Source organism: Belnapia moabensis DSM 16746 (assembly GCF_000745835.1).
In the GTDB taxonomy this organism is placed as follows: Bacteria; Pseudomonadota; Alphaproteobacteria; order Acetobacterales; family Acetobacteraceae; genus Belnapia; species Belnapia moabensis.
Genome location: NZ_JQKB01000001.1, coordinates 32,464 through 57,260, shown reverse-complemented (window position 1 = coordinate 57,260; position 24,797 = coordinate 32,464). Strand labels below are relative to the sequence as shown.

Here is a 24,797-nt window from a genome sequence, read left to right as displayed (position 1 = left end):
TTTGACGTGACACTTGGCGGAGCACCGCAATGCCGAAGCCGTACCACCTTGCCTGGCTCCTGTAAGGATCGAGCGTCCAGGCCTGGGGCGAGAGCTGAACCGGCCATATCGGCACCACTTGGATGCAGCCAACTCTCTTCCTCGACATGGCGCGCAGTCTCGAGCGGGCCTGCTTCGACTACATCCTGTTGGAGGACAGCTCCTATGTCGGGGAGAGCTTCAATGGCTCCGCCGAGGTCTATCTGAAGCATGGGCTTTCGGTGCCGCGGCAGGATCCTTCCGTAGTCTGATCGTGCCGGGCATCGTCGTCGCCATCGGCGTCTACTATGCCTATTCACGCTATGGGCGGGTCGGCTCGCCCCTCGGTCTGGTGCTCGCGCATAGCTGCCTGGCCGTGCCCTTCGTCGTCACCAGCGTCAGCGCCAGCCTCGCCGGGCTCGACCCACGGCTGGCGCAGGCCGCGGCGAGCCTCGGCGCGACGCCGCTCGGCACCTTGCGCCAAGTGACCCTGCCGCTGATCCGCCCCGGGGTGCTGGTCGGCGCGCTCTTCGCCTTCATCACCTCCTTCGATGAGCTGATCGTCCCGCTCTTCCTCTCCGGCTCTGGCGCCGTCACCTTGCCGCGGCGGATGTGGGACGACCTGCGCTACGCCATCGACCCGACCATCGCCGCCGTCTCCACCCTCACCGTCGTGCTGACCGCCCTGCTGATGGGTGTCGCGCACTGGCTGAAGCGGCGGGGCGAGCGGCTACATGCGCCGTAGCCAGACCTGCTCGATCGAGTGGTCGCGCCCCTTGCGCAGCACGAGACGTGCGCGGTGCCGCGTCGGCTGTATGTTCTGCTGCAGGTTCGGCAGGTTGATGCTGCGCCAGATGCCCCGCGCTACCTCCTTCGCCTCATCGAGCGGCAGGTCGCGGTAGTGATGGAAATAGCTGTCGGGGTTGGGAAAGGCGATTTTCTGCAGTAGCAGGAAGCGCTCGATGTACCAGGCCTCGATCTCGCCGATGGCGGCGTCCAGGTAGACCGAGAAGTCGAAATAGTCCGAAGCGACGACCGGCGCACCGGCCGCGTGCTGCAGCACGTTCAGCCCCTCGAAGATGACGATGTCGGGCCGGCGCAGCACCTGCATCTCGCCTGGGATGATATCGTATTTCAGGTGCGAATAAACCGGCGCCGCCACCTCCGGCTCGCCTGCCTTCAAAGCGTTGAGGAAGGCGAGCATGCGCTTCAGGTCGTAGCTCTCAGGGAAGCCCTTGCGCCGCATCAGCCCCCGCTCCTCCAGCACCTTGGTCGGGTGAAGGAAGCCGTCGGTCGTCACCAGTTCGACGCGCGGATGATCGGGCCAGCGCGCCAGGATGGCGCGCAGCACGCGGGCCAACGTGCTCTTCCCCACCGCCACGCTGCCGGCGATGCCGATGACATAGGGCGGCGGTGCCGCCTGGTGGCCGAGGAAGGCATCCTGCGCCATGGCCAGCCGCCGCGCCGCCCGGACCTGGAGATTCAGCAGGCGCGAGAGCGGCAGGTAGATCTCCTGCACGTCGGCGAGTGAGACCGTCTCGTTGAGGCCCTTGAGCGCGGCAATGTCGGCCCGTGTCAGGGAGAGCGGCGTGCTGGCGCGGAGCGCCGCCCAGGCAGCCCGATCGAAGACCCGGTAGGCGGGTTCGGCAAGGGGCGGGTCTTCGGGCGGCGGCGCGGCATCCATGGCCATCATCGTGTCATGTGTCGGCGAATCCGGCCAGGGCACGCGCCTCGGCGGGGCTCCGGCCTGCCTCCCGCAGGGCGCGGAGGCTCGGCGCCCCGTCCCGCTTGGCGAGGCGCCGCCCCGTGGCATCGGTCAGCAGCCGGTGATGGGCATAACGCGGCTCAGGCCATCCCAGCAGCACCTGCAGCAGACGATGCAGGTGGGTTGCCGGCTTCAGGTCCTCGGCACGGGTGACGAGGGTCACGCCCTGGAATGCGTCATCATGGGTCACGCAGAGGTGGTAGCTGGCCGGCACCTCCTTCCGCGCCAGCACTGCATCGCCAAATTGCACCGGGTCGCAGCCGATCCGTCCCTCACCAGCCTCCTCGAAGGAGAGATTTGCCGGCGCAAGCGCCATCGCCGCCGCCATGTCGAGGCGGAGGGCATAGGGCTCGCCGGATGCCATCCGGGCCTCCCGAGATGCCCGGGCCAGGCGGCGGCAGGTGCCGGGGTAGAGCGGCCCATCCGGCCCGTGCGGCGCCGCGCCGGCGGCCGCGACCTCCCGGGCGATATCGGCCCGGGTACAGAAGCAGGGATAGAGCAGCCCTCGTGCCGCGAGCTGGTCGAGCGCCGCCCGGTACTCGGCCATATGGCGCGACTGCACCCGCACCTCTCCTGCCCAATCGAGACCGAGCCAAGCTAGGTCCTCGAGGATGGCGGCCGTGAATTCTGGTCGGCAGCGCGTGCCATCGATATCCTCGATCCGCAGCAGGAACCGCCCGCCAGCCCAGCGCGCTGCGCTCCAGGCCGTGAGGGCGGCGTGGGCATGGCCGAGATGCAGCAGCCCGGTCGGGCTCGGTGCGAAGCGGGTGATGACAGGCATAGCCCGCCGGGGTAGCGGGTCGGGCGGCAAGGGAGCAAGCGGCGATGGCAGGCCTCGACGGACCCCGATTCGGCGCCAAGCCGGGCCAGGCACGGCAGCTGGTGGTGGTGCTGCATGGCCTCGGTGCCGATGGGCAGGACCTGATCCAGCTGGCGCCCGACTGGGCAGAGGCGTTGCCCAAAGCCGCCTTCATCGCGCCGGACGCTCCCCAACCCTGCGACATGGCCCCATACGGCAGACAATGGTTCAGCGTGCAAGATCGAAGCCCGGCCGTAATGACCACCGGCGTCCGGAGCGCCGCCGCCATCCTCGGCCCGCTGATAGAGGCCGAACTCGCCCGCTTCGGCCTGCCACCCGAGGCGCTGGCCCTCGCCGGCTTCAGCCAGGGAGCGATGATGGCGCTCCAGCTCGGCCTCCGCCGCTGCCCGACCCCGGCCGCCATCCTCGCCTATTCCGGCGCGCTGCTGGCACCCGAGTCGCTGGCAGCCGAGCTCACCGGCAGGCCCCCGGTGCTGCTGGTCCATGGTGAGGCGGACGATATCGTCCCCGTCGCCGCCAGCCGTGCGGCGGAGGCGGCGCTGCGTGAGGCGGGCGTCCCAGTCGAGGCGATCTACCGCCCTGCCCTGCCCCATGCCATCGACCCGACCGGGATCGAGGCCGGCGCCCGGGCGCTCGCCCGGGCCTTCGGCATGACAACGGGATGAAAGAAAACCGCCAGCCTGTTGCACCGCGGCAACCGGACTGGCAAGAATGCGCCTGTAGATCGGCGGCGCCACAGAATATGGGGCCTCTCCGCCGTGGCAGGCCCCATGGCTTGTTGGCACCGCACCGAACAGGGAGCGGCGCTTGCCTGACGGCGATGGCTATCTCACCGGGGTGATCCCTCAGGCCCCTTTCCGCAAGGCGGGACGGCCCGGATGACCCATGTGTCGAATCTCCAGACCCTGGTGCTGAACGCGGATATGCAGCCGCTCAGCTGGGGCCCCCTCTCCGTCTGGTCCTGGCAGGATGCGCTGGTCGCCGTGCTGCAGGACCGGGTGAACCGCATCGTCGACTACGAGTTCGAGGCACATTCGGCGAGCCAATCTTTCGCCATTCCCTCGGTCGTGGCGCTGAAGCGCTTCCACAAGCGGCGGAAGGTCGCCTTCACCCGCTACCACGTCTTCCTGCGTGACCGCTTCAGCTGTCAGTACTGCGGCGAGACGCTGCCGGCGAAGGAGCTGACCTTCGACCATGTGGTGCCTCGCAGCAAAGGCGGCGTCTCTTCCTGGACCAACGTCGTCACCTGCTGCCAGCGGGACAACCTGTTCAAGGGCAGCCGCTCGTTGCGGGAGAGCGGGCTGAAGCTGCTTTGCACGCCGATCGAGCCGACGCCCCATCAGATCGACGAGGCGGCCAAGCGCCAGGCCCCGCGCGAGAAGCTGCACCGGACCTGGCAGGACTTCCTCTACTGGGATGCGAGCCTGGAAGCCTAGCCCCGACCCATATCCGGCCCATGCGGGTCATGCGCAATCCGCCGCAGCCGCCAGCCGAGGCCGAGCAGCACCGCCCCGGTCGCCACCGCCTGGATGGCAACGAGCCAGATCAGCGCCAGCAGCCCCGCGCCCGGTGCCGCGATCATCCAAGCGCCGATGAAGACCGAGATCGCTCCGAACAGCCCCATCAGCACGCTGCCGAGACGGAAGGCCATCACCAGCCGCACCACGCCAGTAACCACCGACCAGGCCGCCACCAGGAAGACCAGCCCGATCGCCGAGGCCACCGGCGCCAGCAGCAGCGCTGCCGCGGCGATGAGGGAAAGGATGCCGTCGATCCAGAACCAGGCGCCATGCCGCTCCGGTGGCCCCTTCACCGCCTGATAGAGCGTCCCGGCCCCGTCCAGCGCCATCCAGGCCGCAAGGCACCCAAGGATGACCGCGAGACCGAGCCCCGGCACCAGGAAGGCGAGCAGTCCGAAGAGGATGGCGAAGACGCCGCGCAGCAGGAACATCCACCAGCCGCGTGCCATCATTCGCACCAGCGGGAAGCGGCCAGTGAGTGTCATCGGTCCGGGCTGGGTATCGGTCAGGGCCATGGCGGGTTCCCTTTGAAGGCGATGCCGCATCTGACGCGCGAGGGGAGAGAACGGCCAAGCCTGTTCCGGTGACAAATCCGTAGGGGATGGGCGAATGCCGTGCTGCCGGGTAGATGAGGGCGCAACGGGGGAAGCCGAATCCCCCGAGCCGGCAGGAGCCCGCCCGAGAATGAGCACTACCCTTCCGCCCGAAATCCCGCCGGGCGCGCTCGACGACCAGACCGCCGCCCGCGTCGAGGCATTGATCGAGGAAGAAGAGGGCGCGCAGAACCGCTTCTCCGGCTGGCTCGGCTGGGTCGGCACCGGGGTGGCGCTGGCGATGGCGCTCTTCCACCTCTGGGCCGCCTGGGACATTGTGCCGACGACGACGCTTCGCTTCGTCCATGTCGGCTTCGCCATGGCGCTCGGCTTCCTGCTTTTTCCTGTTGCGCGGCGCTTCCGCCACCGCTTCATGCCCTGGGACTGGCTGCTGCTCGCGGCCGGGGTCTACGTCACCTACTACCTCATCGCCGGCGGCGACGACCTGTTGGACCGCTACGTCTTCCCGGAACCCATGGACCTCGTCATCGGCTGGATCCTGGTGGTGCTGGTGCTGGAGGTGACGCGGCGGGCCACCGGCTGGGTGATGCCGGTCGTCGCCGGGCTCTTCATGCTCTACGCCTTCTTCGGCAACCTACTGCCGCCGCCCTGGCGGCACCAGGGCTACGGGACGGAGCGTCTGATCCCGCACCTCACCATCACCCTCGACGGCATCTTCGGCACGGCGGTTGATGTCTCGGCCAGCCTCATCATCCTCTTCACCATCTATGGCGCCATCCTTCAGCTCAGCGGCGCCGGCAAGTTCTTCGTCGACTTCTCCTTCTCCGCGACCGGCGGCAAGGCGACCTCGGCAGGACGGACGGTGGTGCTTTCATCCTTCCTACTCGGCGGCCCCTCAGGCTCCGGCGTCGCCACCACCGTGACGCTTGGCACCGTGGCCTGGCCGATGATGCGACGTGTCGGTTACCGGCCCGATGATGCCGGCGGGCTGCTGGCGGCCGGCGGGCTGGGGGCCATCATCTCGCCGCCTGTCCTCGGCGCCGCCGCCTTCCTGATCGCCGAGTACCTCAAGATCGGCTATCTCGAAGTGCTTCGCATGGCCATCGTGCCGACCGTGCTCTACTACGCCTCGCTCCTCTTCATGGTGGAGCTCGACCAGCGCCGCATCGGCGCGAAGCACGCCGCGGCCGGTACCGAGCGGGAGGTCATCTCGGTCGAGAGCCCCTGGGCGCTGACGAAGAAGTACGGCTTTCACTTCTCTTCGCTGCTGGCGATCGTCGTCTTCATGGTGCTCGGCTACTCGCCGACGCTCTCCGTGCTCTACGCCATGGGCGTCGCCGTGCTGCTCTCCTTCCTTCGGCGGGAGAGCGCGCTCTGGCCCCGCAAGCTGGCAGAGGCGCTGGCCTCCGGCGCCGTGCAATCGGTCGGCATCGCCGCGACCTGCGCCTGCGCCGGCATCATCGTCGGCGTCATTACCCTGACCGGGCTCGGGCTGAAATTCTCCGAGATCGCCATCCAGGCCGCCGGCGGCAACCTCGTCATCACGGCGCTCTACACCGCGTTGATCGTCTGGATCGTTGGCCTCGCCGTGCCGGTGACGGCCAGCTACATCATCTGCGCCGTGGTTGCCGCGCCAGCGCTGATCAAGCTCGGCGTGCCGGACTATGCGGCCCATATGTTCGTCTTCTACTACGCTGTGCTGTCGGAGGTCTCACCGCCGACCGCCCTCTCACCCTTCGCCGCGGCGGCGATCACCGGCGCCGGGCCCTACCGGACGACGCTGCAGGCCTGGAAATACACCCTGCCCGCCTTCGTCCTGCCCTTCGTCTTCGTTACCGACCCGGACGGCGTCGGCCTGCTGCTCGCCTTCAAGCCAGGCATGGGCTGGGGCGATGTGGTGCTGCAGGTCTTCCTGGCCGCAGCCGGGCTGGCCGCGCTCTCGGCGGCCTGCCAAGGCTTCGCGCGGCGGGCAATGGCGGGGTGGGAGCGGGCAGGCCTCGCCATCGCCGGACTACTGATGATCTTCCCGGCGCTGGTAGAGGCAGCCTTCGGCAATGCGGTGCCGGCGCCGCATTGGATCGGCGTGGCGCTCGGCGCGGTGCTGCTGGCCTTGCAATGGCGCGGCACGTCGCGGGCGGCGGCCGCCTGATACGAGAGGGGGCTTCGCCCCTCTCGCTCTCCCTACCAAAGGCCGGGAGGCTTCTGGAAAACAGAGTTAAAGGGTGCGGTAAGCGATGTCGCGGCGGCAGAAGCCTTCCGGCCAGTCGATCGCGGCGACTGCGCGGTAGGCTGCGTCCCGCGCGGCCCGCACCGTCTCGCCGACCGCCGTCACGCCGAGCACCCGGCCGCCATTCGCCAGCACTGTCCCTTCCGGCCCCGCCGCCGTGCCGGCATGGAAGACCTGCACGCCCGGCACAGCCGCCGCGCGGTCGAGCCCGTGGATCGGCGTCCCCTTGCGGTAGGCGCCCGGATACCCCTCCGCCGCCATCACCACGCAGAGGCTCGGCCGCGTATCCCACGCCAGCGCCACCTCGCCCAGCCGCCCCTCGGCCGCCGCCAGCAGCGCCGCCAGCAGGTCGGAGCGCAGCCGCACCATCAGCGCCTGGCATTCCGGGTCGCCGAAGCGGACGTTGAACTCGATCAGCTTCGGCCCCGCCGCCGTCAGCATCAGCCCGGCGAAGAGCACGCCGCGGAAGGGCGTGCCCCGCCGCGCCATTTCGGCGAGGCTCGGGCGGACGATGCGCTCCATCACCTCCGCCTCCAGCGCCGGCGTGAAGGCGGGCGGCGGCGAATAGGCGCCCATCCCGCCCGTATTCGGCCCGGTATCGCCGTCGCCGACGCGCTTGTGGTCCTGCGCCGCGCCGAGCGCAACGGCCCGCTCCCCGTCGCAGAGGGCGAAGAAGGAGACCTCCTCTCCGATCAGGCATTCCTCGATGACAACGCTCGCCCCGGCCGCGCCATGGATGCGGCTCTCCATGATGTCGGCGATGGCCGCCTCCGCCTCCCCGACGGTCGCCGCGACAACGACGCCCTTGCCGGCCGCCAGCCCATCCGCCTTGACGACGATCGGCGCGCCGCGCTCCCGTACATAGGCCTTGGCCGCCGCCGCATCCTCGAATCGCGTCCAGGCCGCGGTCGGCACTCGGGCGGCATCCGCCACCTGCTTGGTGAAGGTCTTCGACCCCTCCAGTGCCGCGGCCGCCCGGCTCGGCCCGAAGACCTTGATCCCCGCCGCCGCCAGGGCATCCGCCAGCCCGAGCGTCAGCGGCGCCTCGGGTCCGACCACCACGAGGTCGACCGCCTCGGCCCTGGCGAAGGCGAGCAGGCCAGCGACATCCTCAGCCGCGAGCGGCACGCACTCCGCCACCGCCGCAACCCCGGCATTGCCCGGCGCGCACCACAGCTTCGTCAGCAGCGGCGAGTGGACGATGGCCCAGCACAGCGCATGTTCCCGCCCGCCGCCGCCGACCACCAGCACCTTCATCGCCGCACCCTCCAAACCACGGCGGCTCTAGCATAAGCTGAGGCGATGGACACATCCGCGCCGCGCGCCAACATCCCCGAATTCGCCGTCTCCGAGATCGCGGGGGCCATCAAGCGGACCCTGGAAGAGAGCTTCGGCCGGGTCCGCGTGCGCGGCGAGATCACCGAGCTCAAGCGTTACCCCTCCGGGCATGTCTACCTCTCGCTGAAGGACGAGCAGGCGAAGCTGGAATCGGTCATCTGGAAGACCTCGGTCGGCCGCCTTGCGGTGAAGCCGGAGAACGGCATCGAGGTCATCGCCACCGGCCGCATCGGCACCTATGCCGACCGCTCAAAATATCAGCTCGTCATCGACCGGCTGGAATTCGCGGGCGAAGGCGCCCTTCTCGCCCGCATCGAGATGTTGCGGAAGCGGCTGCTGGAGGAGGGCCTGTTCGATGCCGAGCGCAAGCGCCGCCTGCCGATGCTGCCAGCCACCATCGGCGTGGTGACGAGCGAGCGCGGCGCCGTCATCCAGGATATCCGCACCACCATCGCCCGGCGCTTCCCCCGCCGCATCCTGCTCTGGCCGGTCGCCGTCCAGGGCGGGGGCGCCGCCGAGCAGATCGCCGCCGCCATCCGCGGCTTCGGCCGGCTGGAGGGGGCGATGCGGCCGGATGTTATCATCGTCGCCCGCGGCGGCGGCAGCCTCGAGGACCTGATGGCCTTCAATGAGGAGATCGTCGTCCGCGCCGCAGCCGAGAGCCCGATCCCCCTCATCAGCGCAGTCGGCCACGAAACCGACACCACGCTGATCGACTTCGCCTCCGACCGCCGCGCCCCGACGCCCACTGCCGCGGCCGAGATGGCGATCCCTGCCCGCACCGACCTCCTGGCCGACCTGGCGCAGACCGAGGCCCGGCTGCTCCAGCTCGGCCGTACCCTGGTCGAGCGGGCACGCCGCCGCCTGATGCTGGCCGAGCGCGGCCTGCCCGACCTGCCCAACATTCTCGGTGCCATGCGCCAGCGGCTGGAGGACCGTGGCGAGCGCCTCACCCTCGCCCTTCCTGGCCTCGTCCAGCGCAAGCGCGGCGAGCTTGGCCGCCTCGCCCCCCGCCTGCCGCACCCACGCGAAGGCATCGCTGGCCATCGGGCAATGCTCGCCCTGCTTCAAGCTCGCGGCCGCGCCGCATGGGGCCGGATTGAGGCCCGGAGCCGCACCGCCCCGCCTCTCGCCCGGTTCAGCGCCGGCCCCGTCGAGTCGCTGCTACGGGAGAAACGGCTGCGACTGGAGGGGCTGGCGGCGCGGTTGGAGGGCGGCTCCTTCCAATCCGTTCTCTCCCGTGGCTTCGCCCTGATACGCGATGCCGAGGGCGCGCCCATCACCAGCGCGACCGACGTCCCGCCCGGCGCGCGACTTGTCCTCACCTTCGCCGACGGCGAGGCGCAAGCGACGGCCGATGGGGTCAAGGCTGGGCCAAAGCGCCGAACGCGCGCCAAGCCGGCGCAGGAGACCCTGCTGTGATCCGCCGCCGTACCGCCTTCGCCCTCCCTGGCCTGCTGCTTGCCCGGTCGGCCTTCGCCGTGCCGGCCGCGGGCTTGGTCCAGGGCGGCTTGGTCCGCGGCCGCTTCGCGCCGGGGACGCGGCTGGCGCTGGATGGAAAGCCCATCCGCGTCGGACCGGGCGGCGAGTACGCCTTCGGCTTCGGCCGGGACCATTCCGCGGAGGCGACCCTCACCGTCACCCCGCCCGGCGGGCGGCCGGAGGCGCAGCGCCTCGCCATCGCCCGGCGTGAATGGCCAATGCAGCGCATCTCCGGCTTGCCTCCCGCCCAGGTGACGCCCGACCCCGACGCCCTCCGCCGCATCAATGCCGAGCGCGAGCGCCTAGCCGCCGCCCGCGCCGTCGACAGCGCCCGTACCGATTTCATCGCCGACTTCCTGCTGCCGGCGCATGGCCGGATCAGCGGCGTCTTCGGCAGCCAGCGCATCCTGAACGGCGAGCCCCGCCAGCCGCATTATGGCTTCGACATCGCCGCCCCCACCGGCACGCCGATCCTGGCCATCGCCGCCGGGCAGGTGGTGCTGGCGGCCGAATTCTTTTTCTTCGGCCAACTCACTGTCATCGACCACGGGCATGGAGTGAACAGCCTCTATGCGCATCAATCGGCCCAGCATGTGGCGGAGGGCGAGCGCGTCGGCGCCGGCCAACGAATCGGCGCGGTTGGCGCCACCGGCCGCGTCACTGGGCCGCATCTGCATTTCGGACTGTCCTGGTACGCGACCTGGCTGGACGCCCAGCCCGTCCTGCCACCCGTTACCGGGTGAAACCACGGCCCGGATCGGCGGTTCAGGCCGCGATACCTACAAGGAGCGCCCCTGCATGAGCGGCACCGAAGCCTTTGCCCAATATCCCAGCCTCAAGGGCCGGGTGGTGCTGATCACCGGCGGCGCCAGCGGCATCGGCGCCAGCATGGTCGAGCATTTCGCAGCCCAGGGCGCGCGCGTCGCTTTCCTCGATTTCGATCGGGAGAATGGGCCGAAGGTCGCCGAGCGGACCGGCGCCCTCTTCCTCCCCTGCGACCTGCGCGACATCGCCGCCCTCCGGGCCGCCATCGGCGAGATCAAGGCGAAGCTCGGCTTGGTTACTGTGCTGGTGAACAACGCCGCCCGCGACGATCGGCATGGGTGGGAGACCGTCGAGCCGGACTACTGGGACGAGCGGATGCAGACCAATCTTCGCCATCAGTTCTTCTGCGCCCAGGCTGTGGCGCCGATGATGATCGAGGCCGGCGGCGGCTCCATCGTCAACCTTGGCAGCGTCTCCTGGATGAAGTCGCAAGGCGGCATGCCGGCCTACACCACGGCCAAAGCCGCCATCCGCGGCCTGACCCGCGGCCTCGCCCGCGACCTCGGCCCCAGCAAAATTCGGGTGAACGAGGTGGTCCCCGGCTGGATCTTCACCGAGCGCCAGCTGGAGAAATGGGCGACGCCGGAGGGCGAGGCCGAGAACATGGCCCGGCAATGCTTGAAGGAGCGGCTCTATCCGCCGGATATCGCCCGCATGGTGCTCTGGCTGGCGGCCGATGACAGCCGGATGGTGACGGCGCAACATCTCGTCGTGGATGGCGGCACGGTCTGAAGCAGGGCCGCACCTGCCAGAACGCCGCCAGCACCCTCGCCGCCGCGGATCGCCTTCATGCCCATCTCGCGGGATGCGCGCGGTGGGCACATGGACATGCTCTTCTTCCCAGACTGTGTTAACCCATTCGGGCAAAACCGGTACAGCTACCTGGGGTGTAGCTTCGGTGGAGCCTGCGTGACGCATCTTTTCGAGCGGCCGCAGCGGATCATGTCTCAGGGGGAAGGGCATGGATCGCCTCGACGGCTTCATTGTGCGGAATACCATCTCCGGACAGGATATTTCCTTTTTCGTTCAGGACTCTAACGACGTTATCCAACGGCATCATGCCGAAGGACAATTCTATGAAGTAGAAGAACTCCAGATCATTGCGGAATTCTTCAAGCCGGGCGGCGTCTTTGTTGATGTTGGCTCCAACATTGGCAACCACTCGGTCTATGTTGGACGGTACCTGCACCCCAGACAGATCATCGCCATAGAGCCAAATCCGCCTGCGATGGCGATGCTTCAGGTCAATCTCAGGCTCAATGGCCTTCAGCACCTAGCCGACCTTACCCATCTCGGGCTCGGGCTGTCCGATGTGGCAAGCCGGGCCCATGCCTGGGTGCCAACCAACAACCTGGGCGGCACCAGGCTCGACACCGGCATCACCGATGGCGCCCTGGTTCTGGTTCGGGGTGACGACATCCTGGCCCGGCGGGCAGTTGACTTCCTCAAGGTCGATGTCGAAGGCATGGAGATGAGGGTTCTGGCCGGCCTTCAGGCCACGATTGCAACATGGCGTCCATCAATGTTCATCGAGATCGAGAACTCCAACATCGAGGAGTTCCTTGCCTGGACTGAAGCGCATCATTACAGGGTTTTGCGCAGCTTCCGGCGCTATGACGTCAACGAGAACTATATGGTGGTGCCAGCGGAAAGGGTTGGATAGTGAACCCTGCCGACCAGCCATTGCCGGGACCCTCCCAAGCTGGGCTGTCCGAAGCCTCCGACCCGAACAAGCCGGTGATTTTGCTTCGTACCGATACCACGAACCAAGCTCAGCACCACCTCGTGGAAGCCCTGCACCGTTCGACAGGCCTTGCAGTCTGGCTGGTTGCGGACGAGACGGCGCGGTTCGTCGAGCTTGGCCCGGCTACGGGCAAGGTCTCACTGACGCCCCAGCGCTTTCAGGAGCTGGGCCTTTTCACCGGGCCGGATACCATGTGGCGGTGCGGCGACTACGCTTTGTACGCCGCCGCATCTGTCCTCTCGGAGACGTATTTCTGGCTAATTGAGCCGGATGTACGCATTCACATGCCCGATCCCGGCGAATTCTTTGCCTTCTTCGCAGGGCAGCAACATGTCGACTTCCTAGCTTGTCGCCTTTGGGAGACGAATTCAGGCTGGAGCTGGTACTCCAGCATGCGGCCCCATGCCGACCGGGTATTCAGTTGTCTCTTTCCGATCACCCGCTTGTCGCGGCGTGCTATTGAGTATTTGCTCATGCGGCGGCGGGTTTTGACGACGCTCCATCAAGCCTGCCTTGCCGGCGGCGAGGCGAGGGAGTGGCCGAATGACGAGGTCTTCTGCGCGACGGAGCTGTCGAATGCCAACTACCGCTGCATGGACATAAACGCGTTCGGGCGGAGTTTCTATACCCGGGAGTCATTCGGCTTTCTCGATGCCGTTGCGCTCAGCCGGCTTGCGCAGACGCCCCATGACGGCTTGATCTACCACCCGGTACTCAGCGGCGAGCCTTTCGACCGCAAGCTGCGGCAACGCCTCTACCACGACGGCCAAGACAAGCTTTCGCAAGGCCAATTGCTGATGCGGTACGGGGCGTCCGTCATGGAGGACCTTGCAAGGGAGTGCGGCGAGGCAGCAGCCAGGCAGTTTGCCGATGACCTCGCCAAAGCTGTCAGCAGCGCCCCGGCGGATGCGCCGCCGGGGTGACGCGTGACGCGGAGGCGAACGCCCTTACCCGCTGACCCGCACCGGCGTCAGGTCCTGGAACCAGGACCGCGCCTGCACGAAGCCTTGCACCCGCCGGTTCATCGCCCGCGGGTTCAGGTCATGCGCGACGAAGAGGAAGAGCGCGTCGTCCACGATCTTCGCATGCAGCTCGGCGACCAGCCTGGTCTGCGCTGCCGGATCGAATTCGGCGAGAATCCGGCCGATGAGTGCATCATAGTCCGGGTTGGCGAAGCCGCCCCAGTTGTTCCCCGCCGGTGGCGTCAGGTCGGAGCGGAGGAAGCGGATCATTGCCGTGAAGGGATCGATCGCGGTGAAGGAGATGTTGATCCCGGTGATGCCGCGGTTGGAAGGCGCCTTCCAGCCGTCACGCCAAATGGTCAGAAGCGTGTTCCACTCGAAGACCTCGAACTCGATCTCGATGCCGATCTCCTTCAGCATCTGCTGCACGGCCTCGTTCATCGCCATCGGCTGCATCTGGCCGGAGCCGCTGGTGGAGATGCCGATCTTCGTCTTCAGCGGGTTGCGTGGCGAGAAGCCGGCCTCCGTCATCAGCTTCTTCGCCGCCGGCAGGTCATAGGCCCATTTGAACCTCGGGACGCTGTTCCACGGGTCGCCGAGCGGCAGCAGCCCGGCGCCCTCATCCATCAGCCCGCCGAGCATGTCCTTCATTGCCGCCCGGTCGATGGCGAGGTTGGCCGCACGCCGCACCCGCACGTCGCGCCAGGGCGAGCCTTCGGCGGTCGCCAGCTGCCAGGTCCAGTTGTGCGGATACTGGTTGGTGACGATGGTGAAGCCCGCCTGCTTCAAGCTCGGCACCGTATCCGCCGGCGGCGCCTCGATCCAGTCCACCTGGTTGGAGCGCAGCGCGGCGACGCGGGTATTGGGCTCGGCCAGCGGTAGCAGCACCAGACGCTCGCATTTCGGCACCCGCTTCGCGTCCCAGTAATCCGCATTGCGGGTGAGGACGGCGCGCTCGCGGATGTTGAAGCTCTCGAGCTTCCACGGCCCGGTGCCGACGGCCTTCGCCATATAGGCATCCCAATTGCGGCCCGCGGCCTCCCAGGCGACCTGATGGACGATGCCGATCCAGCTCACGCCATAGGGCAGCGTGCTGTCCACGGTCCGGGTCTCGATGGCGATGGTCCGCTCGTCCACCGCCTCCCAGGCGACGACGGTCGGCACGCGGACCCGGCCGAAGGCGGCGGCGCGCTGGTCGAAATGTGGCGCATCCGTCTTGAGCACGCGATCGAAGGAGAAGACCACATCCTGGGCGGTCAGCGGCTTGCCGTCATGGAATTTCACGCCCTGACGCAGGGTGAAGGTCCAGCGCTTCGGGTTGGCTGGGTCGACCTTCCACTCGGTGGCGAGGCCCGGGACCAGCACCGCCGGCGCATCGGCCTTGGAAAGGTCCCAATGCACCAGCTGGTCGTAGAGGGTGACGCCCATGAAGCGATGCCCCTCGGCGCCCTGGTCCGGCACGCCATTGGTCAGCGGCACCGCCGCGGCGGTCATGCCGACGCGGAGAGTGCCGCTGGCGGCCTGCGCCTGGGCGAGATCAAAAGGCAACGCGCCCGCAGCAAGTAGCGTACCGGCGCCACGAAGCAGCCCGCGGCGCCTGAGTTTCATGTCCATGGTGATCCTTCGCTCCCGGGAATCGGATGCGGGCCACCATGCAAATTCGCGACCAGACTAACCGGTGGCGCTGGGGGGACCGATCCACGGTCCTGGGGAGCAGCCGGCAAAATGCGCAGAACACGGAGTTTCGATCTGGTCATCCTGCGCATTACGCGCATATAGCGGCACCGGTAACGGCACAGCCCGACGATGCAGTCCATTATTGCGCAATTTGCGCAAATCCGGAGTTCCGATGCAGATTCCGATCAAGCAAGCCATCGAACGCGTCCCCGGTGGCATGATGGTGGTACCCCTCGCTTTCGGCGCCCTGTTGGCCACCTTCGCTCCGGACACGCCGAAATTCTTCGGCTCCTTCACCGGCGCCCTGTTCAGCGGCGCGCTGACCATCCTCGCCGTCTTCTATGTCTGCATGGGCGCGAGCATCGACGTGCGCGCCACCCCCTACATCCTGAAGAAGGGCGGCGCGCTGTTCGGGGTGAAGATCGCCGTCGCCATCCTGCTCGGCATCCTCTTCGGCCATTGGCTGGGCGAGGCGCCGATCGGCTCCGGCCTCTTCGCCGGCCTCTCGACACTCGCCGTGGTGGCAGCGATGAACGACACCAATGGCGGCCTCTACATGGCGCTGATGGGCCAGTATGGCGAGCCGCGCGATGTCGGCGCCTACAGCATCATGTCGCTGGAATCCGGCCCCTTCCTCACCATGGTGACGCTCGGCGTCGCCGGGCTTTCGGCCTTTCCCTGGCCGACGCTGGTCGGCTCCATCCTGCCGCTGCTCTTCGGCATGCTGCTCGGCAATCTGGACCGCGAGATGCGCACCTTCCTCTCCCGTGCCGTGCCAGTGATGATCCCCTTCTTCGCCTTCGCCCTCGGTAGCGGGCTCGACCTGGCGAAGGTCTGGCAGGCCGGGCTGCTCGGCCTCGGCCTCGGCCTGGCGGTAGTGGTGCTGACCGGCATCCCGCTCTTCCTTGCCGACCGCGCGACGGGCGGGACGGGCGTGGCCGGCGTCGCCGCGGCCTCGACCGCCGGCAATGCCGCGGCGGTACCGGCGATTGTCGCCGCGGCCAACCCGGCCTATAGCGAGGCCGCCGCGCATGCGACGATCCTCGTCGCCGCCGCGGTCATCGTCACGACCGTGCTGGTGCCGCTCGCCACCGCCTGGACGGCGCGCCTCGTCGGCGCCCGGCCTGCCCCCGCACCAGCGGAGTAGGGCGGCGATGGCGCTTCGCTGGCTAATCCTGGCCGATGACCTCACCGGCGCCGCGGATTGCGGCATCGCCTTCGCCCGCCGCGGCCAGGCCGCCGTGGTCGGCTGGGGCGAGGCGCCCGCGCATCCGGACGCCGCCGTGCTCGCCATCGATGCTGACAGCCGGCGCCTCGGCCCGGCGAAGGCCGCGGCGCGCCACCAGACCCTGCTGGAGGCCAAGCTCGCGCCGGGCCTTCGGCTCATCAAGAAGATCGACAGCACCCTTCGTGGCCAGCCGGTGGCGGAATTGCGAGCCACCATCGCGACGCTGCAGGCCGGGGGCCAGGGCGCGATGGCGCTGGTCGCGCCGGCCTTTCCGGCGACCGGCCGCACCACCGAGAGCGGGTGCATCCGCCTGCAAGGCGCGCCCTTGGAGGCGACGCCACTCTGGGCGCGCGACCACAGCTACCCGAGCGCCGACCTCGTTGCGGAGCTGACAGCGGCAGGGCTCCGTACAGGACTTCTGCCGCTCGACGCGGTACGTGGCGATGCGGCCGGGGGAATTGCCCAGGCGCTGGCGCAAGGCCTCGACGCCCTGGTCTGCGATGCCGTGCTGCCCGAGGATCTGGACACCATCGCCAGGGCCAGCCTGCCTTACGCGGACCGGTTGTTCTGGACGGGCTCGGGCGGCATCGCCGCGGCGCTCGCCGCCGAAGAGCCGGCAGAGGCGCCCATGCCAGCCCTTCCCGCAGCCAACCGGGGCGGCATCCTCATCGTGGTCGGCAGCATCGCCGAGGTCTCTCGCGCCGCCGCAGCTCGCCTGGTCGAGGCAGGCGCCGTGCGATCCTTCAGCCTGCCGCCTGCCCTGCTGCTCGACCAGGTCGAGGCCAACCGTGCCGGCACGGCGATCGCATCGGTGCTCGCGTCCGGCGAGGATGTGCTGGTGGATATCGGTGCCGAGGCGGAGGCCGACCTTTCCCGCGGTGCGTTGCTTGCCGAGCGCCTGTCCGCCCTTCTCGCCCCGGCGGCGCCGCATGTCGCTGGCCTCTTCGCCACCGGCGGCGAGACCGCCTGTGCCCTGCTGTCCCGCCTCGGCGTCACCGGCATCCGGTTGCTGGAGGAGGTGGAGCCGGGCGTGCCGCTCGGCGTCACGCTGGGCGCTCATGCCATCCCCGTCATGACCAAGGCCGGCGCCTTCGGCACGGCCGACACCATCGTCCGCAGCCTCGACCGGCTGCACAGCCTTCTCGAACGAGGTCCCGCCATGTCAGCAGCCCAGGCCAATGCTCCGGCCAGCCGTCCGATCGTCGCCATCACCATGGGGGATGCCTCCGGCATCGGACCCGAGATCATCATGAAGGCCCTGGCACGCGAGGATGTTTACGCCATCTGCCGCCCGCTGGTGGTCGGCGATGCGGGGCGCCTGCGCGAGGCCGGCGCGATCACCGGCGGCGGCCTTGAGGTCGCGGCACTACAGGAGCCGTCCGGCGCGCGATACCACCGAGGCACGGTCGACTGCATCGATATCGGCCTGATCCCGCCTGGCCATCCCTTCGGCAAGCTCTCCCCCCTCTCCGGCGAGGGCGCCTATCGCTACATCGAGCGCGCGACGCAGTTGGTGCAAGCCGGCGAGGCGGATGCCATATGCACCGCGCCGCTGTCGAAGGAGGCGCTGCACGCCGCCGGCCACAAATATCCCGGCCATACCGAGCTGCTGGCGCATCTGACCGGCACGCCGGAGGTCTCGATGATGCTGGTCGCGCCGAAGCTGCGCGTGATCCACGTCACCACGCATATCGGCCTGATCGACGCGATCAACCGGATCGAGCCGGGACTGGTGGGGCGGGTCATCGCCCGCGGCCATGCGACGCTGGTGAAGTCTGGCATCGCCGACCCGCGCATCGGTGTCTGCGGCATCAACCCGCATGCTGGCGAGAACGGCCTCTTCGGCCATGGCGAGGAGGAGCACAAGATCATCCCCGCCGTCGAGGCCTGCCGCGCGAAGGGCTGGAAGGTCGATGGCCCGCTGCCGGCCGACACGCTGTTCTTCCGCGCCGCCCGCGGCGATTTCGACCTCGTCGTCGCCATGTATCATGACCAGGGCCATGGCCCGGTGAAGGTGATGGGGCTGGAAGCCGGGGTGAACATCACCGTCGGCCTGCCCGTGATCCGCACCTCAGTCGACCACGGCACCGCCTTCGACATCGCCGGCAAGGGCATCGCCGACGAAGGCAGCCTGATCGAGGCGTTGCGCCAGGCGGTGGACCTCGCACCGCGCCGCCTGCCCGCCTGAGCCGGCCCATGCGGCGCAACGGTGCGCGGCGGGACGCCATCCTCGCCGCGCTCGCCGCGGGGGAGACGGATGTGGACGGGCTGGCGGCGCGCTTCGGCGTCTCGCCCTCTACCATCCGGCGCGATCTGCAGCATCTCTCGGCCCGCCGTGCCATCGCCCGGACCTATGGCGGCGCCATCCTCGCCCCGGCCGCCGAGGAGCAGAGTCTCCTCGCGCGGGAAGGGATCCAACGCACCGCCAAGGCAGCGATCGCCGCTGCGGCGCTCGCGCTGGTGGAGGAGGGCGAGACGCTGATCCTCGACGGCGGCTCCACTGTCGAAGCCTTCGGCCGGCTATTGCGCGGGCGGCGGCATCGCGTCATCACCAACAACCTGGCGCTCATCCCAGTGCTGGCGGATGCGCCGGGGATCGAACTGGTGGTGCTGGGCGGCGCGGTTCGGCCGATCAGCATGAGCACCGCCGGGCCGCTGGCCGAGGCGGCGCTGCGCTGCCTGACCGCCGACCGGCTGCTGACCAGCGCGGATGGGCTGGCACCCGGCCTCGGCCTCTGCGAGGCGACGCTGGAACAGGTCTCGCTGAAATCACTGATGATGCAGCGCGCGGCATCGGTGACGGTCCTGGCGGATGCCTCGAAGCTCGGCCGCGCCAGCCAGCCTTGTTGGGCGCCGCTGCCGGCCCGCTGGACGCTGGTGACGGAAGCACCAGAGGCGGCGGCCGCGGCCTTCGTCGCGGAAGGCGCCGCGCTGGTGGCGGCCCGCCCATCGCCTGCCATGTAGCGCTTAATTCGCCGGGATTCCGGTGCCTAGCGCATGCGCCGCGAGGCCGGCGATGAAGCAATCCACATAGAGGGCGAAGGACTCGTCCATCGGCGCCTCGACGCCATTCTGCCAGCGCAAGATGAAGGCGCGGTTGGCGAGGTGCGGCAGCTCGCGGGCGAGGATGGGGTGGGTCCGGGGATCGGCGCGGGTGAGATGCTCCCGCATCCCCGCCTGCCAGCCCGGCAGGTCCTCGCCCGGCATCTGGGCCAGCTCCTGGGTGGTGAAGCCGACCAGAGCGGCATGGGTCGCGTTGTAGGCGCGGCAAAGCGCGGCGCCGGTGAAACCCGCCTCGGCCAGCGCCTCCAGCAGCGCCTCAGCCAAGCGGAAATCGGAGCGGACATTGGAGACGATCTCCGCTCCGATCAACGGCGCGACATTGGGATGGCGCCGCACCGCCTCCCGCGAGCGCGCGAAGATCTGCCGCAGCCGGTCCTGCCAGCCCTGGTGCGGCGGGCGGGCGGGTACCAGGTCGCCCTGCACGGCATTCACCACCTCGGCCAGCACCATGTTGCGGTTGCCCAGATGCCAGACGACCACGGTCGGGTTCACGCCAAGCCGCCGCGCCAAGCCACGGATGCTGAACCCCGGCAGGCCGGTCGCATCGATTTCCTCCAGCGCGGCGGCGATGACGGCCTCGCGCGTCAGCCCCACCGCGCGGGGCGCGGCCCGTTCCGGCTTCTGCCGCTTGACCCTCGGTACTGCCATCTGCCCCCGCCGGCGCCGCATGCCGTGCCGAACCTGCCGCATCGGCACTGCATGACATAGGCTGCGAAGGGCTCTTGTCCACCGCTCAAGAACCGGCCAGCATGGCGCATCCTTCGCGGAGACCAGGCCATGACAGCCCGATTGACCCGCCGTGCCGCACTTGGGGCCGCCGCGGCGCTCGCGGTGCCGAGCCTGTCGCAGGCCCAGCGTGGCGGCGATCCGCGGGTGCTGCGCTTCGTGCCGCAAGCTGCGCTGACCAATCTCGACCCCATCGCCTCGCTGGCCGGCGTCGCGGTCAACCACGGCTTCTACGTCTTCGACACGCTCTACGGCATCGATGCCAGGATGCGCCCACAGCCGCAGATGGCGGAAGGCCACAGCATCTCCGAGGACGGCCTCGCCTGGACGATCCGGCTGCGCGAGGGCCTGATCTTTCATGATGGCGAGCCGGTGCGCTCGCGCGACTGCGCCGCCAGCCTCAGGCGCTGGGGCGGCCGCGACACTTTCGGCCGCACCCTGGCCGCGGTGGTGCGCGACTACGAGACGCCCGACGACCGCACCCTGGTCATCCGCCTCGCCAAGCCCTTTCCCCTGCTGCTGGACGCCATCGCCAAGGCCGGCACCGCCCCGGCCTTTATCATGCCGGAACGCCTCGCCGCCACCGACCCGGTGCGGCCGGTGCCGGAGATGATTGGCTCCGGCCCCTACCGCTTCCTGGCCGACGAGTTCGTCGCCGGCAGCCGCGCCGCCTATGCGCGCTTCGACCGCTACCGGCCGCGCACCGAGGCACCGGAATGGACCGCCGGCGGCAAGGTGGCGCATTTCGAGCGCGTCGAGTGGCACATGATGCCCGACGCCGCGACCGCCGCCGCCGCGCTGCAGGCCGGTGAGGTGGATTGGTGGGAGCAGGTCGCCGCCGACCTCATCCCTGTGCTGCGCCGGTCGCGCGACATCGCCATCGCGAATGGCGACCCGGCCGGCTATATGGGCGTCCTGCGCTTCAACCATCTGCAACCGCCCTTCGACAAGCCGGCGGTGCGCCGCGCCGTGCTCGCCGCCGTCAACCAGCCGGATTTCATGGCGGCGGTGACGAACAGCGACCCGAGCGCCTTCAATGTCTGCCACTCCTTCTTCCCCTGCACGACGCCCTATGGCCGCCCGCCGGCGCAGGACCCGATGGCCTCGCCCGGCCTCGACCGCGCCCGGGCCTTGCTGCGCGAGAGCGGCTATGCCGGCGAGCGGGTGGTGATGCTGAACCCGGCGGATTTCACCTCCATCGCGCCCCTCGGCCTGATCGGTCAGGATTTACTGACGCGCATCGGCTTCAACGTGGAGTTCGTCACCACCGACTGGGGCACGGTGTTGAGCCGCACCCTCAACCGCAACCCGCCCGCCCAGGGTGGCTGGAACATCTATCCGGTCTGGTGGAGCGGCATGGGCATCGTCACGCCCACGCAGAACGCGCTGATTCGCGGCCAGGGCACCGGCGGCTGGAACGGCTGGTACGAGAGCGCCGAGATGGAGGCGCTGAACGCCGAATGGCTCAGCGCTCCGGACGAGGCGGGGCGACTCGCCATCGGCATGCGGATGCAGGATCTCGCCTTCCGCGACGTCCCCAGCGTGCCGCTCGGGCAGTTCTTCATCCGCACCGCCTATCGCCGCTCGTTGACCGGCCTGCTCGAAGGGCCACGCCCAGTGCCCTGGAATCTGAGGCGCGCATGACGCAGGCCACTCCGCCCGTCGCGGGCTACCTCGACCGCCCCTCGCGCCGCCCGGGCGAGCGCTTCACCGCGCATGTCAGCCTGCGCCAACCGGCCCCCTGCCGCGTGCGCATCCTCCGCGTGGTGAGCGGCGACCCCAACCCGGACGGGCCGGGCCTCGACCTGCGGCCGGTGCCCGGCCTGCCGGAGATGCAATTCGACGGGACGCATCAGCCGGTGCCGATCGGCTCCCATGCGCTGATCCCGCACGGTCCGCGCTTCGGAGCGGAGGAGCCGCGCTGCTGGTCGGTGCTGGTCTGGATGCGCGACGAGCAGACGGCCGCGACGGTGCTCTCGGCCGAAGGCCCCGGCTTCTCCCTCGTGCTCCGCGCCGGCACGGCGGGTGCCGAGGCCGAGGTAACGCTCGGCGGCACAAGCTGCCCTCTCGCCACGGAGGTGGGGCTGGCGCCGCGCGCCTGGCATCGCCTCTGGCTCTCGCATGACCCCGCCACGGGGCGCATCCTCCTTGGCCAACGCGGTGCGGAGGGCGCCGTGACGGCCGAGGCGGCCCTGCCGGGCGGCCCGGCTCCGGACGTGACGGGGGTCGTCATCGCGGCACGCGGCCTCGATGCGCCGCGCGACCATTTCACCGGCAAGCTCGAAGCGCCGATGGCCACAGCAGCCTTCCTTACCGATTGGGCGGAGCCGCTGGCGATTCCGGCGGAGGCCGCGGCGGCCATCCGGGCGCGGTGGGACTTTTCCCGCGCTATCGGCACCGACCGGGTGGAGGATGCCGGCCCGGACGGCCTCCATGGCGTCCTGGTCAACGCGCCGACGCAGGCGGTGGTGGGCGCGCATTGGAGCGGCGCGGAAAGCTGCTGGCGCCACGCGCCCGGCGACTACGCCGCCATCCATTTCCATGCCGACGATCTCGAGGATTGCCGCTGGGCGCCGTCCTTCCAGTTCGACGTGCCGCAGGGGATGGCGAGCGGCTGCTACGCCTTTCACATCGTCACCGAGACCGGCGAGGACTGGCTGCCCTTCTATGTGCTCCCGCCGCTCGGCCAGGCGACGGCCCAGGTGGTGTTCCTCGCCTCCACCTTTACATACCAGGCCTATGCCAACCACGCGCGTGGCAATGCCGACGAGGCCTATTGGGCGCGCGTTGCGGCCTGGGGTGCTTATCCGCACAATCCGGACCAATACGGCGCCTACGGATACTCGACCTACAACCGCCATCCGGATGGCAGCGGCGTCGCGCTATCCTCCCGCCTGCGGCCGGTGCTGACGATGCGGCCCGGCTTCCTTACCTTCAACGATGCGCGCGGCTCCGGCCTGCGGCACTACCCGGCCGATACTCACCTGCTGGCTTGGCTCGAGGCGCAGGGCATCGCCTTCGACGTCGTCACCGACGAAGATCTCGACGACGAGGGCGCGGCGCTGATCGCTCCCTACCGCGTGCTGCTGACCGGTACGCATCCCGAATACCATACCGGCCGAATGCTCGATGCGCTGACCACCTATCGCGACAATGGCGGCAAGCTGGTCTATCTTGGTGGTAACGGCTTCTACTGGCGCATCGCACGCGACCCTGCCCGTCCGCATCTCATCGAGGTGCGCCGCGCCGAGGGCGGCATCCGCGCCTGGGATGCAGAGCCGAGCGAGTATTACCATCAGCTCGATGGCCAGCTCGGCGGCCTGTGGCGGCGGAATCGCCGCCCGCCGCAGCAGCTCGTCGGCGTCGGCTTCTCGGCACAGGGCCTGTTCGAGGGCACCCATTTCCGGTGCCTTCCGGCGGCGCAGGCACCGGAGCATGGCTGGATCATGGATGGCGTGCCCGAGGTATTCGGCGATTCGGGCCTGTCCGGTGGCGGGGCGGCCGGCTTCGAACTGGACCGCGCCGATATCCGCCTCGGCACGCCGCCCAATGCCGCGATCCTGGCTCGATCCGGCCCGCCACCGGCCTCCTTCGTCACCGTACCGGAGGAATTGTTGTCCCACGTGAACACCGTCACCGGTGAGCGGCCACGGGACCTGCAACGCGGCGAGATTGTCTACTTCACCGTGCCGGGCGGCGGCGCGGTCTTCTCCGTCGGCTCTATCACCTTCTGCGGCAGTTTGTGGAACGGCACCGCCTTCGCCGGGCCGGTCTCGCGCCTGCTCGGGAATGTCGTGCGAGGCTTCCTGGCCGGCAGACCCTGAACCCCCCGCATGGACCCGGCACCAAAGTCCTCCTAACCTTCCTCCTGCCAGGACAACTGGCCGAGAAAGGGAGGACGCAATGCATCTCGAACGACGTCGAGCCATCGCAGGCGGCATGGCCTCGCTGGCGCTGCTCGCAAACCTGCCAGCCACCGCGCAATCCGCTGACGAGCAGGCCGTTGCACGAGCAGTCGAGGCGCTGGTCCAGGCCATGCTCGAGCCGGATCGCGCGAAGCTTGAGCCGCTTTGCGCCAACGCGCTGAGCTACGGGCATTCGGCCGGCCGGATCGAGACCAAGGAAGAGTTCATCGCCGATCTCCTGGCGAAGACAGCTGCCTTCCGCAGCATCAAGCTCAGCGGTCAGACCATCAAGCTGTCGGGCAACGAAGCCATCGTCCGGCATGTCATGGATGGCGAAACCGAAAGCCAGGGCAAAGTGTCCCCAGTGCATATCGGCGTCCTGCAGGTCTGGCAGCGGCAGGATGGACATTGGCGCTTGCTGGCGAGGCAGGCCTTCCGCCTTTGACGGAAGAGGCGGCTGCCGCCCAGCGTGGCAGCCGCCTGACTATTTCGAATGCTGGGCGGCGGTCGGCCGTGGCGGCCTGCGGCCTCGCTCCAGGACGATGAGCGCCTTGCGGCCGGCTTCCCAGGCCTCCTGAGCGCTGCTGTAGCGATTCTTGGCGATATACAGGTGCTTCGGCTGACCCTCGACATGGATCGACCAGAGCCAGGGTGCCGGCGGGCGAGCCAGGCGTTGGACTTTCACTTCCAGCCTCGGGCGTGGCTCAATGAACCCGTTGGGATAGATCAGGCTCGTGCTCATGACCGTCCAATACCCCCCGGGACGGCGCCGCAACAGCCTGATTCCGCTCAAGTTTGGCGGCGAAGCGCAATTCTTTTAGTCTCAGGCGGCATCTCCGAGGCTGGTTGGAAATTGGCGCTGCCCCGCCTTTCCCATATGCGCCCAATCTCAGTTCGCTTCCGTTCGCGCCGCCTCGCCGCCGGCGGCCAGACCGCAGGCTCT

General features: G+C 69.0%; 23 protein-coding genes. 16 read left to right on the top strand and 7 right to left on the bottom strand.

Features of this window, described 5'->3' with window-relative positions; translation table 11 throughout:
- Positions 1-122: 122 nt before the first annotated feature.
- Both EP26_RS37220 and EP26_RS37215 read left to right on the top strand, forming a co-directional pair.
- On the top strand, positions 123-290 hold the full coding sequence (locus EP26_RS37220) for a hypothetical protein (RefSeq protein ID WP_245624248.1): 168 nt from the start codon (positions 123-125) through the stop codon (positions 288-290).
- Between the two features lie 2 nt (positions 291-292).
- The gene (locus EP26_RS37215; RefSeq protein ID WP_245624247.1) at positions 293-763 is read left to right on the top strand and encodes an ABC transporter permease; all 471 of its coding nucleotides are present in this window, start codon (positions 293-295) and stop codon (positions 761-763) included.
- Here EP26_RS37215 and coaA read toward each other — a convergent pair.
- Together coaA and gluQRS are read right to left on the bottom strand one after the other, a co-directional pair.
- Positions 749-1,702 (bottom strand): type I pantothenate kinase, encoded by a 954-nt coding sequence (coaA, locus tag EP26_RS00245; protein WP_043334677.1) that lies wholly within the window; start codon positions 1,700-1,702, stop codon positions 749-751. The two genes, EP26_RS37215 and coaA, sit on opposite strands and share 15 nt — an antisense overlap.
- A 13-nt stretch (positions 1,703-1,715) precedes the next feature.
- Entirely contained in the window at positions 1,716-2,564 is an 849-nt protein-coding gene (gene gluQRS, locus EP26_RS00240) for a tRNA glutamyl-Q(34) synthetase GluQRS (RefSeq protein WP_043334390.1), read from the bottom strand.
- A gap of 44 nt (positions 2,565-2,608) precedes the next feature.
- Here gluQRS and EP26_RS00235 point away from each other — a divergent pair, with 44 nt between their 5' ends.
- Positions 2,609-3,268, top strand: coding sequence for an alpha/beta hydrolase (locus EP26_RS00235; RefSeq protein WP_043334388.1), 660 nt, complete (start codon positions 2,609-2,611; stop codon positions 3,266-3,268).
- Positions 3,269-3,481: 213 nt separating this feature from the next.
- Positions 3,482-4,039: an HNH endonuclease gene (locus tag EP26_RS00230; protein ID WP_043334386.1), complete on the top strand. Its 558-nt coding sequence runs from the start codon at positions 3,482-3,484 to the stop codon at positions 4,037-4,039.
- On the opposite strand, the gene EP26_RS00225 is transcribed toward EP26_RS00230, so the two are convergent.
- Positions 4,036-4,638, bottom strand: coding sequence for an HdeD family acid-resistance protein (locus tag EP26_RS00225; RefSeq protein ID WP_043334382.1), 603 nt, complete (start codon positions 4,636-4,638; stop codon positions 4,036-4,038). The genes EP26_RS00230 and EP26_RS00225 overlap by 4 nt on opposite strands.
- A gap of 169 nt (positions 4,639-4,807) precedes the next feature.
- On the opposite strand from EP26_RS00225, the gene EP26_RS00220 reads away from it, so the two are divergent.
- Positions 4,808-6,826 carry a TRAP transporter permease gene (locus EP26_RS00220; RefSeq protein WP_043334380.1) on the top strand — a complete coding sequence of 673 codons (2,019 nt, stop codon included), beginning with the start codon at positions 4,808-4,810 and terminating at the stop codon, positions 6,824-6,826.
- A 66-nt stretch (positions 6,827-6,892) separates the two neighbouring features.
- On the opposite strand, the gene purD is transcribed toward EP26_RS00220, so the two are convergent.
- A complete protein-coding gene (gene purD / locus EP26_RS00215) occupies positions 6,893-8,161 on the bottom strand; it encodes a phosphoribosylamine--glycine ligase (RefSeq protein ID WP_043334377.1) in 1,269 nt (422 codons plus the stop codon).
- A gap of 45 nt (positions 8,162-8,206) precedes the next feature.
- Here purD and xseA point away from each other — a divergent pair, with 45 nt between their 5' ends.
- From xseA to EP26_RS00190, 5 genes are all read left to right on the top strand, one after another.
- Positions 8,207-9,664 carry an exodeoxyribonuclease VII large subunit gene (gene xseA / locus EP26_RS00210; RefSeq protein WP_043334375.1) on the top strand — a complete coding sequence of 486 codons (1,458 nt, stop codon included), beginning with the start codon at positions 8,207-8,209 and terminating at the stop codon, positions 9,662-9,664.
- The gene (locus EP26_RS00205; protein WP_043334373.1) at positions 9,661-10,467 is read left to right on the top strand and encodes a M23 family metallopeptidase; all 807 of its coding nucleotides are present in this window, start codon (positions 9,661-9,663) and stop codon (positions 10,465-10,467) included. Before xseA ends, EP26_RS00205 begins: the two co-directional genes overlap by 4 nt.
- 55 nt (positions 10,468-10,522) lie before the next feature.
- The gene (locus EP26_RS00200; RefSeq protein WP_043334371.1) at positions 10,523-11,281 is read left to right on the top strand and encodes an SDR family NAD(P)-dependent oxidoreductase; all 759 of its coding nucleotides are present in this window, start codon (positions 10,523-10,525) and stop codon (positions 11,279-11,281) included.
- Between the two features lie 229 nt (positions 11,282-11,510).
- Positions 11,511-12,212 carry an FkbM family methyltransferase gene (locus tag EP26_RS00195; RefSeq protein WP_052388613.1) on the top strand — a complete coding sequence of 234 codons (702 nt, stop codon included), beginning with the start codon at positions 11,511-11,513 and terminating at the stop codon, positions 12,210-12,212.
- The gene (locus EP26_RS00190; protein ID WP_043334368.1) at positions 12,212-13,216 is read left to right on the top strand and encodes a hypothetical protein; all 1,005 of its coding nucleotides are present in this window, start codon (positions 12,212-12,214) and stop codon (positions 13,214-13,216) included. Before EP26_RS00195 ends, EP26_RS00190 begins: the two co-directional genes overlap by 1 nt.
- 24 nt (positions 13,217-13,240) lie before the next feature.
- Here the strand turns inward: EP26_RS00190 and EP26_RS00185 are convergent, their stop codons facing one another.
- On the bottom strand, positions 13,241-14,863 hold the full coding sequence (locus EP26_RS00185; protein WP_157033353.1) for an ABC transporter substrate-binding protein: 1,623 nt from the start codon (positions 14,861-14,863) through the stop codon (positions 13,241-13,243).
- Positions 14,864-15,104: 241 nt separating this feature from the next.
- On the opposite strand from EP26_RS00185, the gene EP26_RS00180 reads away from it, so the two are divergent.
- The 3 genes from EP26_RS00180 to EP26_RS00170 are packed head-to-tail and all read left to right on the top strand — an operon-like array spanning position 15,105 to position 19,124.
- A complete protein-coding gene (locus EP26_RS00180; RefSeq protein ID WP_043334365.1) occupies positions 15,105-16,079 on the top strand; it encodes a 2-keto-3-deoxygluconate permease in 975 nt (324 codons plus the stop codon).
- A gap of 7 nt (positions 16,080-16,086) precedes the next feature.
- Positions 16,087-18,348 (top strand): 4-hydroxythreonine-4-phosphate dehydrogenase PdxA, encoded by a 2,262-nt coding sequence (gene pdxA / locus EP26_RS37210; protein WP_084112214.1) that lies wholly within the window; start codon positions 16,087-16,089, stop codon positions 18,346-18,348.
- 8 nt (positions 18,349-18,356) lie between these two features.
- Positions 18,357-19,124 carry a DeoR/GlpR family DNA-binding transcription regulator gene (locus EP26_RS00170; RefSeq protein ID WP_043334364.1) on the top strand — a complete coding sequence of 256 codons (768 nt, stop codon included), beginning with the start codon at positions 18,357-18,359 and terminating at the stop codon, positions 19,122-19,124.
- A 3-nt stretch (positions 19,125-19,127) separates the two neighbouring features.
- Here EP26_RS00170 and EP26_RS00165 read toward each other — a convergent pair whose 3' ends face one another.
- The gene (locus tag EP26_RS00165) at positions 19,128-19,871 is read right to left on the bottom strand and encodes a TetR/AcrR family transcriptional regulator (RefSeq protein WP_043334668.1); all 744 of its coding nucleotides are present in this window, start codon (positions 19,869-19,871) and stop codon (positions 19,128-19,130) included.
- Positions 19,872-20,000: 129 nt separating this feature from the next.
- Between EP26_RS00165 and EP26_RS00160 the strand changes: the two genes are divergently transcribed.
- From EP26_RS00160 to EP26_RS00150, 3 genes are all read left to right on the top strand, one after another.
- Complete coding sequence (locus EP26_RS00160; protein WP_043334363.1) at positions 20,001-21,593, top strand: ABC transporter substrate-binding protein; 1,593 nt, start codon at positions 20,001-20,003, stop codon at positions 21,591-21,593.
- Complete coding sequence (locus tag EP26_RS00155; RefSeq protein ID WP_043334362.1) at positions 21,590-23,773, top strand: N,N-dimethylformamidase beta subunit family domain-containing protein; 2,184 nt, start codon at positions 21,590-21,592, stop codon at positions 23,771-23,773. Before EP26_RS00160 ends, EP26_RS00155 begins: the two co-directional genes overlap by 4 nt.
- 115 nt (positions 23,774-23,888) lie before the next feature.
- Entirely contained in the window at positions 23,889-24,299 is a 411-nt protein-coding gene (locus EP26_RS00150; protein WP_052388646.1) for a nuclear transport factor 2 family protein, read from the top strand.
- Positions 24,300-24,338: 39 nt separating this feature from the next.
- On the opposite strand, the gene EP26_RS36655 is transcribed toward EP26_RS00150, so the two are convergent.
- Entirely contained in the window at positions 24,339-24,539 is a 201-nt protein-coding gene (locus EP26_RS36655; RefSeq protein WP_157033352.1) for a hypothetical protein, read from the bottom strand.
- Positions 24,540-24,797: the final 258 nt, after the last annotated feature.